Below are 13,404 nucleotides of genomic sequence, written 5' to 3' on the forward strand. Positions count from 1 at the left end.
GAGCAAGAGCAAGAGCAAGAGCAAGAGCAAGAGCAAGAGCAAGAGCGGGGTAGATGCCGTGATCTTAGCTGCACCACCGTTATCGCGAACAGGCTCGCCCCCCCATGGATTTGTGGGTGTTTACAGTATTTGCGAGCGACATAAAAACCTGTGGGAGCGAGCCTGCTCGCGATGACGCCGGCACATCCAACATCACTGCAAACTGCCCCTCCGCTTTCGCGAGCAAGCCCGCTCCCACAGGAGAAACGCGTTCGCTCCCGAGCAGGCCGGCTGTCAGGCCGCCTCGCTTTTGATTTTGATCTTGAGCGCCCCGTTAACCACGCTGGCCGAACGCAGGCATTGCGTAGTGGGCACCTCGGCATGGATGCCGAGGTAGCCGCGCTGGGCCATGGATGGCCCTTCGCGGCGGGCCCACGGAGCAATGCCGGAGTGAGGGCATGCCGAGCCTTAGCGAGGCACCTAGTGGTGGGGCATGAGCGTTTTGCTTACTTTTCGCCGGGCCGCGCAGGCTTCTCAAAAGTGAGCCGCTGTAAGAGCGGAACCGTCAGTGGCCGTTACCACAGCAACGGATATACACACCAACCATAAACAAAGCATAAAAAAACGGCACTTCCTCATCAGAAGAAGCGCCGTTCTTTCCAGCCGCATGCAGCATCAAGAACTGCGAGTAGCCTCAGTCGATGTACTCAAACAACTTAACGATTTTCTGCACCCCGGAAACCCCTTGCACCAAGTTGGTCGCCTGCGCAGCCTCCTGCTTGGTCAACAGCCCCAGCAGATAAACGATGCCATTCTCGGTTACAACCTTGATGCGCGAGCCGGGAATGCTGGCGTCGGTCAGCATCTGCGTCTTGATCTTGGTGGTCAGCCAGGCATCGTTCTGACGCGCCAGCAGCGAGGAAGGTGGCAGGACCTGCAGTTCGTTATGCACGGTCTTGACCCGCTGCACGGCGCTTGCAGCCTGCTCGGCCTTGGCCTTGAGGTCCGCGCGTGGGGTTTGGCCGGCCAGCAGCACGACACCGTTGAAGCTGGTGACGACGATATGCGAATTGTTGTCCAGGTCCGGGTCGGCCTTGGCGATGTTCACGCCGGCCTTGGTTTCGATCAGTGAATCGTCGATCTTGCTGCCGAAGGTGCGGGTGCCGCGGTCGTCTTCAATCGGCTTTTCCCGGCTGGCGTTAACCACCGATGTGCAGCCGCTGATGCCGAGGCACAGGGTCAGGGCCAGAAGGCCTAGGCGATTAGGGGTCATTCTTCACTCCCGAACAGTTGGCTGTCGATCAAGTCGCAAAGACAATGAATCGCCAGCAGATGGACTTCCTGAATGCGTGCAGTGACATTGGCCGGTACGCGAATCTCGACGTCCTCAGGCAACAGCAGTGACGCCATGCCGCCGCCATCGCGACCGGTCAATGCTACGACAATCATTTCGCGATCATGTGCGGCCTGGATCGCCTGAATAATATTGGCCGAGTTGCCGCTGGTGGAAATCGCCAGCAACACATCGCCGGGCTGGCCCAGGGCGCGGATCTGTTTGGAGAACACTTCGTTGTAGCTGTAGTCATTGGCGATCGAGGTGATCGTCGAGCTGTCGGTGGTCAATGCAATGGCCGGCAGGCTGGGGCGCTCGCGCTCGAAGCGGTTGAGCAGCTCCGATGAAAAATGCTGGGCATCGCCGGCAGAACCGCCATTGCCGCACGAAAGCATTTTGCCTTCGTTGAGCAGGGCGTTGACCATCACTTGGCTGGCTTGCTCGATGTGCGGTGCAAGTACGTCCATCGCCTGTTGCTTGGTGTCGATACTGGCCTGAAAAAGCTGGCGAATTCGCGATTGCATGTCCATCTGTGTGACCTTAAGTAGCGCGGCTTATCGGCACAAGCATGTGCGGCGCGCAAAGCAAAGAGCAAAAATTGGGTGAAGGTGTCCGGCTCGGCTCGTCATGGGTGTTGACGTTCAACTGTCGAAGGCATTCTGCAACCAGTTCAACTGATCGGCGTTGCTGTCGATGGCAACCACGTCGAAGCGGCAGGGATGATCGGCCCAGCGAGACTCGATTTGCAGGAAGTACTGCGCGGCGAAAACCAGCTTCTGGCGCTTGCGTGCATCGATGCTGTCGAGCGCGCCACCCCATTGAGTATTTTTTCTGTAGCGGACTTCGACGAATACTACTGTATCGCCATCAAGCATGACCAGATCAAGCTCGCCACGTTTACACAGCCAGTTTTGCGCCAGCAGCCGCAGGCCTTGTTGCTGAAGATGCGCGAGAGCCTGGCTCTCGGCATCCCGTCCGCTTTGCTGGCGTGATCGGTCAGGCATCAGCGCTGAGTGTCCGGCAGGCGCTGCACCTGACCGTTGACGAATTCGGCCCACGGCAGTTGACGTTGCACGCGCTGGGACGGCGACACTGCCAGGCTGCCCGAAAGACCTTCGATGCGGGTGTCTGGCAATGTTTTCAGCTGACCCAAGCGCGGAGCCAGACGATAGGCATCTGCCCCCATCGCGTACAGCCGACCCAGGCTACCACCGGCCTGGGGCCACTGGGCGGTGACCTGCTTGCGCAGCGGGTCGTTGGCATCGAGCAGCCACGGGGTTTCGCAGAAGCGCACGCCGCTCATGTCGTTGTACTGATTCTGGTCGCCACTGGCGCTGAACACATGCGAGGTGGCGTACACAGGCACGTCGCCGGCGTACTGGAAGTTCAGGGTCGGCTTGATCTGCTGGGCCTGTTGTGGTGTCGAGGCCAGGAACAGGAACTCGATGTCCTGACGGCGGGACGGCTGGGCCGCGACGGCGGTGTCGACTGTGCTTTGCAGGCGCTTGGCGCGACCTTCGCTCTGGCGCAGATGGAACATGTCGGCGATCTGCTGGGCCAGTTGTACGGGCTGATCGATGCGTTCGACAGCGATGATGGTGCCGCCATTGGCCTGCCAGTCCTCGCTGAAGGCTTTTAGGACGCGATCGCCCCATTCACCTTTTGGCACCATGACGGCGGCACGATGCAGACCGTCTGTACGGGCGCGACGCGACACTTCACGGGCTTCGTCTTCTGCGGCCAGGCCAAACTGGAACAGCTGTGCCGGGCCTTGCTCACCTTCGCTGTAATTGAGCGCGAGGGTCGTGATCGGCAGTTGCGGGCGGGTGCTGAGTTGCTTGACCAAGGGTTTTTCCAGCGGGCCGACCACCAGTTGCACGCCGTCGGCCTGTGCCTTGCGATAGAAATCATCCAGGGAGGTCAGGCGCGAGCTGTCATAAAACTGAATGCTTGGTGGGTTTTGCCCGGCCTGTTGGGCCTGATAGTGGGCAGCCATGAAACCTTCGCGCAGAGCTCTGGCGACGGAGGACAGCGGGCCATCCTGAGGCAGCAGCAAGGCGATCTTGCTCAGGGGCTGGCTCGCCAGTTCCTTGAGCTTGATCAGCGGCGTCGGCAGCTGGAGGGCGGCCGGGTGCTTGGGGTTCTGCTCGCGCCAGCTGTCGATAGCCGCCTGTTGCTGTTCCAGCGTACCGGCGGTTTTCACAGCCAGAGCCAAACTCAGCCAGCCCCCAAGATCGTCGGTGCTGGTCGGTTGCAGTTGATCGGTGGGCAGCGAGGCGATCAACGACCAGATCGCCTCGTGGTTTTTCGCCGCCGCTTCGTTTTCAAGCAGGGGCGCAATGAAGATCCGTTCCTTGGCGGCTGCCAGGGTCTGGCCGTCGGCCTCGAGGGCGCGGGCGTGGACGGTGCCGGTGCGGACCTGCTGCTCCACCGGTAGCTCGCTCAGGTGCTGCAGGCTCGGGTGGCTCAGGGCGCTCAGCGCTGCTTTGGGCTGGTTGCGCGTCATTGCCAGTTCGGCCGCCAGGGTGCTGGCGAAAATCTGCTGGCCGGGCTTGAGTTGCTCCATCGGCACCTGTTGCAGGATCTGCGCGGACTGACCGGCATTGCCCTGGCGGTAGGCCAGGTCTGCTGCGCTCAGGCGCAACAGGGCGGCTTGTTCCGGGGTTTTGCTTTGGGTGGCCTGTTCGAGCAGCTGCTCGATACTGGCATCCGGGGTCCGTGGAAGTTCGCCAAGGCTGGAGGAGGGCGAGCTGGCGCAGGCCGCCAGAAGGGCAGCGAGGCAGAGGGCGGAGAGCAGCCGCAGGCAAGCGATCATGTAAATGTTCCTGATACGAGATCAAATTAGCGTCGAATTGTACCCAAGCACTGGCCGGGGCGCGATGTTAGTGGCGTGAATCGATCAATTTAGGTATTTCAAAGAGTGCGGAGCAACACAAAAGACGGGTATTGACCTTCTGTGGCGAGGGAGCTTGCTCCCGCTGGGCTCTGTAGGAGCTGGCGCAGCCTGCGATTTTTTGATCTTTCGCTGGGGATTCAAGTGTCTGGGGAAAGATCGCAGCCTCGCTTCGCTCGTCAGCTCCTACCTGCGCAGCCGAGACGGCCGCTACACGCTACAATGGCGCTTTTTACCGATCATGAGGTGTGCGCTTTGACTGCTCCAGGTGCTTTGAATTCCGCTGCCGGCTCGCTTTATGTGGTGGCGACGCCCATCGGCAACCTGGACGATATCAGTGCCCGGGCGCTGAAAATCCTGCAGGAGGTCGCGCTCATTGCGGCCGAAGATACGCGCCACTCTCAACGCTTGTTGCAACATTTCGGCATTTCAACTCCGTTGGCGGCCTGTCATGAGCACAACGAGCGGGAAGAAGGCAGTCGTTTTATCACTCGCCTGTTGGCGGGCGATAACGTTGCGCTGATTTCCGACGCGGGTACACCGCTGATTTCCGACCCTGGCTATCACCTGGTACGCCAGGCTCGGGCGGCCGGCATCAATGTAGTGCCGGTGCCAGGGGCGTGCGCCTTGATCGCTGCCCTTTCGGCGGCGGGCCTGCCGTCGGACCGTTTCATTTTCGAAGGTTTTTTGCCCGCCAAGGCGGTGGGGCGACGGGCGCGCCTGGAGTCTATAAAGGAGGAGCCGCGTACGTTGATCTTTTATGAGGCGCCGCACCGCATCCTTGAATGCCTGCAAGACATGGAACTGGTGTTTGGTCCAGAGCGTCCGGCGCTGCTCGCCAGGGAGCTGACCAAAACCTTCGAAACTCTCAAGGGGTTGCCGTTGGCGCAGTTGCGCGCCTTCGTCGAAAGCGATAGCAACCAGCAGCGCGGTGAATGCGTTGTGCTGGTGGCGGGCTGGGCGGCGCCGGACAGTGAAGAGACCGTCAGCAGTGAAGCGATGCGCATCCTGGACCTGCTGCTCGAGGAGGTGCCCCTCAAGCGCGCCGCCGCCCTTGCGGCGCAGATTACCGGCGAGCGTAAGAACGTGCTGTATCAGGTCGCGCTGGAAAAACAGAAGGACCAGTGAAACCGGGGGGCGGGGCTGGCCAAGGGCTTTTAGCGCTTGTTCTTCGGGCGCTCTGCCGTTAACCTTCGCGGCGGAGAGTCGATCGGACAGTCGCTGCCCTCTATGAAAATTAGGGGGGGGAGGAAAGTCCGGGCTCCATAGGGCGAAGTGCCAGGTAATGCCTGGGAGGCGTGAGCCTACGGAAAGTGCCACAGAAAATAACCGCCTAAGCGCTTCGGCGCCGGTAAGGGTGAAAAGGTGCGGTAAGAGCGCACCGCACGGCTGGCAACAGTTCGTGGCTAGGTAAACCCCACTTGGAGCAAGACCAAATAGGGTCCCAAGGCGTGGCCCGCGCTGGGACCGGGTAGGTTGCTAAAGATGTCCAGTGATGGCCATCGTAGACGAATGACTGTTCAAGACAGAACCCGGCTTACAGATCGACTCTCCACCTTTTCCCCTCCTGCCAGAATCGCTGGCAGACGCAATTGCTAAGACCAAAAAAATCTTACTCTTAACAAATCACTTTAACTTTAGAGCGCAGCTTCCTGTGTTCGCTGAAGTTGTGGCGAAAAATCCTACGTCAGATTCCCATCGTCCCTCCAGATACGCTCCTAAATCTCCGATCTATAAGGCTTTTCCTTCAATCCGCGCCTTGACGGTGCGGTAGGCGCATTCCTATAGTGTGCGCAAGTGGCGGAAAGTGGCATGAAGTGGGTTTTTTGAGCGTAAAACGCAAAATTTTTGGAGAAACGCTGACGTGTTTCGCGGAGCTAACGCTATCAGTCTCGATGCAAAGGGCCGTCTCGCCATGCCGAGCCGGTACCGTGACGAGCTCGTTTCGCGTAGTTCCGGGCAGTTAATCGTCACGATCGACGCCGTTGACCCATGTTTGTGTGTCTACCCTCTTGATGAGTGGGAGATCATCGAAACCAAACTGCGCGCACTGCCTTCGCTGCGTGAAGAGAACCGCCGCCTGCAACGCTTGCTGATCGGTAACGCCGTCGATCTTGAACTCGACGGCAGCGGTCGTTTCCTGGTTCCGCCGCGCCTGCGCGAGTACGCCAAGCTGGACAAGCGCGCGATGCTGGTGGGCCAACTGAACAAGTTCCAGCTGTGGGACGAAGATGCCTGGAATGCGGTCTCTGCCGCTGACCTGGCTGCTATTCAACAACCGGGCGCCATGCCTGATGAACTGCGTGATTTGATCCTGTGACTATTGATAGCGGCTTTAACCACATCACCGTACTGCTTGACGAAGCCGTCGAGGCTCTCGCCGTACGTGCTGATGGCTGCTATCTGGATGGCACGTTCGGGCGTGGCGGGCATAGCCGGCTGATTCTCAGCAAGCTCGGCCCGGACGGCCGGCTGCTGGGGTTCGACAAGGATCCTCAAGCGATTGCCACCGGGCAAGCGCTAGCGGCCGAAGACGGCCGCTTTGTCGTTGTGCAGCGCAGCTTTGCGGAGCTGGGCTCAGAAGTGGCCCAGCGTGGCCTGGCCGGCAAGGTCAGTGGCGTCCTGCTCGACCTGGGGGTGTCTTCGCCGCAGTTGGACGACCCGGAGCGTGGCTTCAGTTTCCTCAATGATGGCCCGCTGGACATGCGCATGGATCCGTCCCGCGGCATCAGCGCCGCCGAATTCGTCAATACTGCCCCGGTGGAAGAAATCGCCCGTGTTTTCAAGGAATACGGCGAAGAGCGTTTTTCCGGCCGCATGGCCCGCGCCGTGGTCGAGCGTCGCGACACCAAACCATTCGAGCGTACCGGCGACCTGGCCGAAGTGCTGAAAGTCGCCAACCCGGCATGGGAAAAGGGCAAGAACCCGGCTACCCGTGCTTTCCAGGGTTTGCGCATCCACGTCAATAATGAATTGGGCGATCTGGAGGCCGGCCTTGAGGCGGCACTTGAAGCACTCGAGGTCGGCGGGCGACTGGTGGTGATCAGCTTCCATTCCCTGGAAGACCGAATCGTCAAACTGTTCATGCGCAAGCTCACCAAGGGTGAGGCCGATAACCTGCCGCGCAACCTGCCGGTGCGCTTCGAAGCCTTCGTGCCGAAAATCAAGATCCACGGCAAGGCCCAGTTCGCCTCCGAGGCCGAACTCAAGGCAAACCCGCGTGCCCGTAGCGCCGTCATGCGTGTTGCGGAGAAGTTGCGGTGAGCAAGCTCTTCGCCAAGCCCCTGCCCGGCGGCAGCTTTTTCATGCTGCTGCTGTTTATCGGCGTGCTCGTGTCGGCCATTGCCGTGTCCTACAGCGCGCACTGGAACCGGCAGTTGCTCAACACCCTTTACAGCGAACTGAGCGTGCGCGACAAGGCCCAGGCCGAGTGGGGCCGGTTGATCCTGGAACAGAGCACCTGGACTGCCCATAGCCGTATCGAAGTGCTGGCGACCGAGCAGTTGAAGATGCGCATTCCTGGCGCTGCCGAAGTACAGATGGTGGCGCCATGATGAAGCTCGAAGGGGCACTCTTTCCGTGGCGCTTCCGTCTGGTTCTGGGCCTGCTCGGGATCATGGTGGCGGCGATCGTCTGGCGCATCATCGATCTGCAAGTGGTCGACCGTGACTTCCTCAAAGAGCAGGGCGATGCCCGTAGCCTGCGGCACATCCCGATCCCGGCTCACCGCGGTCTGATTACCGACCGCAATGGCGAGCCGTTGGCCGTGAGCACCCCGGTGACCACCTTGTGGGCAAACGCCAAGGAAATGCAGCAGGCCAAGGAAAAGTGGCCAGCTCTGGCCGCTGCCCTTGGACAGGACCCCAAGGCCTTGGCCGAGCGGCTCGAAGCACAGGCCAATAAAGAATTCATTTATCTGGTGCGCGGGTTGACGCCCGAGCAGGGTCAAAGCGTGCTCGATCTGAAAGTGCCGGGCGTCTATGGCATCGAAGAGTTTCGGCGTTTCTATCCGGCCGGTGAGGTGACCGCCCATATGGTCGGTTTCACCGACATTGATGACCGGGGGCGAGAAGGGGTCGAACTGGCCTATGACGAGTGGCTTGCCGGAGTGCCCGGCAAGCGTCAGGTCATCAAGGATCGGCGTGGCAGGCTGATCAAGGATGTCCAGGTCACCAAAAACGCCAAGGCCGGTAAGCCCTTGGCGTTGTCCATTGACCTGCGTCTGCAATACCTGGCCAACCGGGAGCTGCGCAATGCGATCGTGGAGAACGGCGCCAAAGCCGGCAGCCTGGTGATCATGGACGTCAAGACTGGCGAGATCCTGGCGATGGTCAACCAGCCGACCTACAACCCGAACAACCGTCGCAACCTGCAGCCGGCGATGATGCGCAACCGCGCAATGATCGACGTGTTCGAGCCGGGTTCGACCATGAAAGCCATCTCCATGGCCGCCGCGCTGGAAACCGGGCGCTGGAAGCCGGGCGATACCGTTGAGGTGTACCCGGGCAGTTTGCAGATCGGCAAGTACACCATTCGTGACGTGTCCAAGACCGAGGGACCAGTGCTTGACCTCACGGGCATTCTGATCAACTCCAGTAACGTGGGCATGAGCAAGATTGCCTTCGATATCGGCGGTGAGGCGATCTATCGTCTGGCCCAGAAAATCGGCCTCGGCCAGGATACCGGCCTGGGCTTTCCGGGCGAGCGGGTCGGCAATCTGCCGAACTACCGCGAGTGGCGCAAGGCCGAGACGGCAACCTTGTCGTACGGCTACGGTGTTTCCGTGACGGCGATCCAGCTGGTTCATGCCTTTTCGGCACTGGCCAACAACGGCCGAATCGCACCGCTGACCCTGATCAAAACCGACAAGGCGCCGCAGACCACCCAGGTGATTCCTGAAGACGTCGCCAAGACTATGCAGGGCATGCTGCAACAGGTGATCGAGGCCCCGCGTGGCGTCTATCGCGCCCAGGTGCCTGCGTATCATGTCGCCGGCAAGTCGGGTACGGCCCGCAAAACCTCCGCAGGCGTCAAGGGTTACGCGGAGAACTCCTATCGTTCGCTGTTCGCCGGTTTCGGACCGATGAGTGACCCGCGCTACGCCGTCGTGGTGGTCATCGACGAACCGAGCAAGGCCGGCTACTTCGGGGGGCTGGTTTCGGCACCGGTGTTCAGCAAAGTGATGTCCGGCACCCTGCGCTTGATGAATATCACCCCGGATAACCTGCCGCCGACCCAGCAGGCCAATACCGCACCGGTCGTACCCTTGAAAGCCGAAGGAGGGCGTGGCTGATGTCCCTGAGCCTGAACAAGATTTTTGCCCATGCCGGCCACGATCTGCTGATTCGCGAATTGGCCCTGGACAGCCGCCACGTGCGCGCCGGGGATCTGTTTCTGGCCGTACCGGGGGCCCGGTTCGACGGACGCGCCCACATCGCCGACGCCTTGAAGCGCGGTGCGGCTGCCGTGGCTTATGAAGTCGACGGCGCGACCGTTCTGCCCATTACCGACGTGCCATTGATTCCGGTCAAGGGGCTGGCGGCCCAACTGTCGACCATCGCCGGACGTTTTTATGGCGATCCAAGCCGTCACCTGAACCTGATTGGTGTGACGGGCACCAACGGCAAGACCAGCGTCACCCAACTGGTGGCCCAGGCCCTGGATCTGCTGGGTCAGCATTGCGGCATCGTCGGCACCTTGGGTAACGGTTTCCATGGTGCACTGGAGAGTGGCCTGCACACCACGCCGAACCCGATTGCCGTGCAGGCAACCCTGGCCGACCTGAAAAAGGCCGGAGCCAAGGCCGTGGCGATGGAAGTCTCTTCCCATGGCCTGGATCAGGGCCGCGTGACGGCCCTGGCGTTTGACGTCGCCGTATTGACCAACCTGTCGCGCGATCACCTGGATTACCACGGCACCATGCAGGCGTACGGCGAAGCAAAAGCCAGGCTGTTTGCCTGGAATGACTTGAAGTGCCGGGTCCTCAACCTTGACGACGCGTTTGGCCGGCAATTGGCCGCCGATAAGCACGAGTCCCGGCTGATCACCTATAGCCTGGAAGATGCCAGCGCCTACCTTTATATACGCCAGGCGCAATTCAATGACGAAGGCGTGCGCGCCACCCTGGTTACGCCTCAAGGCGAGCACCACCTGCGCAGTACCTTGCTCGGTCGTTTCAACCTGAGCAATGTGTTGGCGGCCATTGGCGCCTTGCTTGGCCTGGACTACGCACTGGATGAAATCCTCAAGGTCCTGCCCAAACTCGAAGGACCTGCCGGGCGTATGCAACGGCTGGGCGGCGGAACGCAACCGTTGGTGGTGGTCGATTACGCCCATACCCCGGATGCGCTGGAAAAAGTCCTGATGGCCCTGCGGCCTCACGCCAAGGGCAAGTTGCTGTGCCTGTTCGGCTGCGGTGGCGATCGTGATCGCGGCAAGCGTCCGCTGATGGCCGAAGTGGTCGAGCGCTTGGCCGATGGTGTCGTGGTCACCGACGACAATCCGCGCACCGAAGACCCATTGCAGATTTTCGACGACATCCGCGCCGGCTTCTCGAACGTGGACAACGTCACCTTCGTGGCCGGTCGCGGCCAGGCGATTGCCCAGTTGATCGCCGGTGCGTCGGCGGACGACGTCATCGTCCTGGCCGGTAAAGGCCATGAGGACTACCAGGAAATCAATGGCGAACGCCATGCTTTCTCCGATCTGGTGGAAGCCGATCACGCCCTGACTGCGTGGGAGGTGGCCCATGCTTAAGGCGCTGAAACTCAGCGAGCTGACCAACACCCTGAATGCGCGCCTCATCGCCGCGGACGCCAGCTTCGACGGCGTGAGCATCGACAGCCGGGCCATTGCTCCGGGGCAGTTGTTCGTCGCCCTGGCCGGACCGCGTTTCGACGGCCACGATTACTTGAACGAAGTCGCCGCCAAAGGGGCGGTCGCGGCACTGGTCGAGCGGGAAGTGACCAACAGTACGCTGGCGCAGTTGCTGGTCGCTGACACCCGTCAGGCCTTAGGCCAGTTGGGCGCGCTGAACCGCACGGCGTTTGATAAGCCGGTCGCAGCCATCACCGGCTCCAGCGGCAAGACCACCGTCAAGGAAATGCTGGCAAGCATCCTGCGCACGCGCGGCCCGGTGCTGGCGACCCGTGGCAACCTGAACAATGACCTCGGCGTGCCGCTGACCTTGCTGGAGCTGGCGCCGGAACACAGTGCCGCCGTTATCGAGTTGGGTGCTTCGCGGCTCGGTGAAATTGCCTATACCGTAGCCATGACCAAGCCCCTCGTCGCTGTGCTCAACAACGCCGGGACCGCCCACGTCGGCGAGTTCGGTGGCCCGGACAAAATCGTTGAGGCCAAGGGCGAGATTCTCGAAGGGCTGGATGCCGATGGCGTCGCCGTGCTGAATCTCGACGACAAGGCCTTCGAAACCTGGAAGACCCGGGCGGCTGGGCGCAAGGTGCTGACGTTCGCTTTGAGCAATCTGGCGGCGAATTTCTACGCCAGCGATCTGGACCGCGATGCTCGCGGCTGCCCGGCCTTCAATCTGCACAGCCCCGACGGTGCAGAGCGGGTCCAGTTGAACCTGCTTGGCACCCATAACGTCGCCAACGCCCTGGCCGCTGCAGCCGCGGCCCATGCTTTGGGCGTGTCGTTGCCGGGCATCGTGGCCGGCTTGAACGCGGTGCAACCGGTCAAGGGGCGTTCCGTTGCGCAATTGGCCAGCAACGGCATGCGCGTGATCGACGACACCTATAACGCCAACCCGACGTCCATGTGTGCTGCGGTGGATATCCTCGCCGGTTTCCCCGGCCGTACCGTGCTGGTGCTGGGGGATATCGGCGAGTTGGGCGAATGGGCGCAACAGGGGCATCACGATGTCGGCGCCTATGCGCGTGGCAAGGTCGATGCGCTGTATGCCGTCGGCCCGATGATGGCCCATGCGGTCGCCGCGTTTGGCGAGCACGCACAGCATTTCACCACTCAGGCCGAGCTGATTCAGGCCCTGAGCGCCGAGCAGGACCCGAACACCACCTTATTGATCAAGGGCTCACGCAGTGCCGCGATGGAAAACATCGTCGCGGCGCTGTGCGGTTCCCGTATGGAGAAACATTAATGCTGCTGCTGCTAGCGGAGTACCTGCAACAGTTCCACAAAGGCTTCGCGGTCTTCCAGTACCTGACCCTGCGCGGGATCCTGGGTGTGTTGACCGCGTTGTCGTTGTCGCTGTTCCTGGGCCCGTGGATGATCCGCACCTTGCAGAACCTGCAAATCGGCCAGTCGGTCCGTAACGACGGCCCGCAGTCGCACCTGTCCAAATCCGGTACCCCGACCATGGGCGGCGCGCTGATCCTGTCGTCCATCGGCATCAGTACCGTGCTTTGGGCCGACCTGGCAAACCGGTATGTGTGGGTGGTGTTGCTGGTGACCCTGTTGTTCGGCGCCATCGGCTGGGTCGACGACTACCGCAAGGTCATCGAGAAGAATTCCCGGGGGCTGCCGAGCCGCTGGAAATACTTCTGGCAGTCGGTATTCGGCCTCGGCGCGGCGATCTTCCTTTATATGACCGCGGCCTCGCCGGTGGAAACCACCCTGATCCTGCCAATGCTCAAGGACTACAGCATCCCGCTGGGCGCAGGCTTCATCGTATTGACCTACCTGGTCATCGTCGGGTCGAGCAACGCGGTCAACCTGACTGATGGCCTCGATGGCCTGGCGATCATGCCGACCGTGATGGTGGGCGGCGCGCTGGGGATCTTCTGCTACCTGTCGGGTAACGTGAAATTCGCCGAATACCTGCTGATCCCTTATGTGCCGGGGGCGGGCGAGCTGATCGTGTTCTGCGGTGCGCTGATCGGTGCCGGCCTGGGTTTCCTGTGGTTCAACACCTACCCGGCGCAGGTCTTCATGGGCGATGTCGGCGCGCTGGCGCTGGGCGCGGCCCTGGGCACCATCGCCGTCATCGTTCGCCAGGAAATCGTCCTGTTCATCATGGGCGGTGTGTTCGTGATGGAGACCCTGTCAGTCGTCATTCAGGTTGCTTCCTTTAAATTGACCGGCCGCCGGGTATTTCGCATGGCGCCGATCCACCACCACTTTGAACTCAAGGGCTGGCCCGAGCCGCGTGTGATTGTCCGTTTCTGGATCATCACCGTGATTCTGGTCCTGGTCGGCCTTGCCACCCTGAAGCTGAGGTAGA

General features: G+C 61.2%; 12 protein-coding genes and 1 other RNA gene. 9 read left to right on the top strand and 4 right to left on the bottom strand.

Going from position 1 to position 13,404, the window contains the following annotated elements; all coding sequences use genetic code 11:
- Positions 1-673: 673 nt before the first annotated feature.
- The 4 genes from BM132_RS14820 to BM132_RS14835 form a co-directional block, all read right to left on the bottom strand.
- The gene (locus BM132_RS14820; RefSeq protein WP_047228807.1) at positions 674-1,252 is read right to left on the bottom strand and encodes a BON domain-containing protein; all 579 of its coding nucleotides are present in this window, start codon (positions 1,250-1,252) and stop codon (positions 674-676) included.
- Positions 1,249-1,842, bottom strand: a complete 594-nt coding sequence (locus tag BM132_RS14825) for a phosphoheptose isomerase (RefSeq protein WP_007928463.1) — start codon at positions 1,840-1,842, stop codon at positions 1,249-1,251. Before BM132_RS14825 ends, BM132_RS14820 begins: the two co-directional genes overlap by 4 nt.
- 111 nt (positions 1,843-1,953) lie before the next feature.
- Positions 1,954-2,316, bottom strand: a complete 363-nt coding sequence (locus tag BM132_RS14830) for a YraN family protein (protein WP_092393809.1) — start codon at positions 2,314-2,316, stop codon at positions 1,954-1,956.
- Complete coding sequence (locus BM132_RS14835; RefSeq protein ID WP_092456256.1) at positions 2,316-4,127, bottom strand: penicillin-binding protein activator; 1,812 nt, start codon at positions 4,125-4,127, stop codon at positions 2,316-2,318. The genes BM132_RS14830 and BM132_RS14835 overlap by 1 nt, the downstream gene beginning before the upstream one ends.
- A 300-nt stretch (positions 4,128-4,427) precedes the next feature.
- On the opposite strand from BM132_RS14835, the gene rsmI reads away from it, so the two are divergent.
- The 9 genes from rsmI (at position 4,428) to mraY (ending at position 13,403) form a co-directional block, all read left to right on the top strand.
- Positions 4,428-5,333, top strand: coding sequence for a 16S rRNA (cytidine(1402)-2'-O)-methyltransferase (gene rsmI, locus BM132_RS14840; protein ID WP_092456259.1), 906 nt, complete (start codon positions 4,428-4,430; stop codon positions 5,331-5,333).
- Between the two features lie 74 nt (positions 5,334-5,407).
- Positions 5,408-5,761, top strand: an RNA gene (gene rnpB / locus BM132_RS14845) — RNase P RNA component class A.
- A gap of 308 nt (positions 5,762-6,069) precedes the next feature.
- On the top strand, positions 6,070-6,525 hold the full coding sequence (mraZ, locus tag BM132_RS14850) for a division/cell wall cluster transcriptional repressor MraZ (protein ID WP_003205355.1): 456 nt from the start codon (positions 6,070-6,072) through the stop codon (positions 6,523-6,525).
- Positions 6,522-7,469 (top strand): 16S rRNA (cytosine(1402)-N(4))-methyltransferase RsmH, encoded by a 948-nt coding sequence (gene rsmH, locus BM132_RS14855; protein ID WP_371264129.1) that lies wholly within the window; start codon positions 6,522-6,524, stop codon positions 7,467-7,469. Before mraZ ends, rsmH begins: the two co-directional genes overlap by 4 nt.
- The gene (ftsL, locus tag BM132_RS14860; RefSeq protein ID WP_047228812.1) at positions 7,466-7,759 is read left to right on the top strand and encodes a cell division protein FtsL; all 294 of its coding nucleotides are present in this window, start codon (positions 7,466-7,468) and stop codon (positions 7,757-7,759) included. The genes rsmH and ftsL overlap by 4 nt, the downstream gene beginning before the upstream one ends.
- Positions 7,759-9,498, top strand: a complete 1,740-nt coding sequence (locus tag BM132_RS14865; protein ID WP_177193299.1) for a peptidoglycan D,D-transpeptidase FtsI family protein — start codon at positions 7,759-7,761, stop codon at positions 9,496-9,498. Before ftsL ends, BM132_RS14865 begins: the two co-directional genes overlap by 1 nt.
- On the top strand, positions 9,498-10,961 hold the full coding sequence (locus tag BM132_RS14870) for a UDP-N-acetylmuramoyl-L-alanyl-D-glutamate--2,6-diaminopimelate ligase (protein WP_092393797.1): 1,464 nt from the start codon (positions 9,498-9,500) through the stop codon (positions 10,959-10,961). The genes BM132_RS14865 and BM132_RS14870 overlap by 1 nt, the downstream gene beginning before the upstream one ends.
- On the top strand, positions 10,954-12,321 hold the full coding sequence (gene murF / locus BM132_RS14875; RefSeq protein ID WP_092393793.1) for a UDP-N-acetylmuramoyl-tripeptide--D-alanyl-D-alanine ligase: 1,368 nt from the start codon (positions 10,954-10,956) through the stop codon (positions 12,319-12,321). The genes BM132_RS14870 and murF overlap by 8 nt, the downstream gene beginning before the upstream one ends.
- Positions 12,321-13,403: a phospho-N-acetylmuramoyl-pentapeptide-transferase gene (gene mraY / locus BM132_RS14880; protein ID WP_047228816.1), complete on the top strand. Its 1,083-nt coding sequence runs from the start codon at positions 12,321-12,323 to the stop codon at positions 13,401-13,403. The genes murF and mraY overlap by 1 nt, the downstream gene beginning before the upstream one ends.
- The last annotated feature ends 1 nt before the right edge of the window (position 13,404 follow it).

This window comes from Pseudomonas sp. NFACC45 (assembly GCF_900113505.1).
Lineage (GTDB): Bacteria > Pseudomonadota > Gammaproteobacteria > Pseudomonadales > Pseudomonadaceae > Aquipseudomonas > Aquipseudomonas tehranensis.

Coding starts and splice junctions, on each gene's coding strand:
- BM132_RS14825 (WP_007928463.1), bottom strand. CDS start 1,842: ATGGACATGCAATCGCGAATTCGCCAGCTTTTTCAGGCCAGTATCGAC.
- murF (WP_092393793.1), top strand. CDS start 10,954: ATGCTTAAGGCGCTGAAACTCAGCGAGCTGACCAACACCCTGAATGCG.
- BM132_RS14870 (WP_092393797.1), top strand. CDS start 9,498: ATGTCCCTGAGCCTGAACAAGATTTTTGCCCATGCCGGCCACGATCTG.
- rsmI (WP_092456259.1), top strand. CDS start 4,428: ATGGCGCTTTTTACCGATCATGAGGTGTGCGCTTTGACTGCTCCAGGT.
- BM132_RS14820 (WP_047228807.1), bottom strand. CDS start 1,252: ATGACCCCTAATCGCCTAGGCCTTCTGGCCCTGACCCTGTGCCTCGGC.
- mraY (WP_047228816.1), top strand. CDS start 12,321: ATGCTGCTGCTGCTAGCGGAGTACCTGCAACAGTTCCACAAAGGCTTC.
- BM132_RS14835 (WP_092456256.1), bottom strand. CDS start 4,127: ATGATCGCTTGCCTGCGGCTGCTCTCCGCCCTCTGCCTCGCTGCCCTT.
- BM132_RS14865 (WP_177193299.1), top strand. CDS start 7,759: ATGAAGCTCGAAGGGGCACTCTTTCCGTGGCGCTTCCGTCTGGTTCTG.
- BM132_RS14830 (WP_092393809.1), bottom strand. CDS start 2,316: ATGCCTGACCGATCACGCCAGCAAAGCGGACGGGATGCCGAGAGCCAG.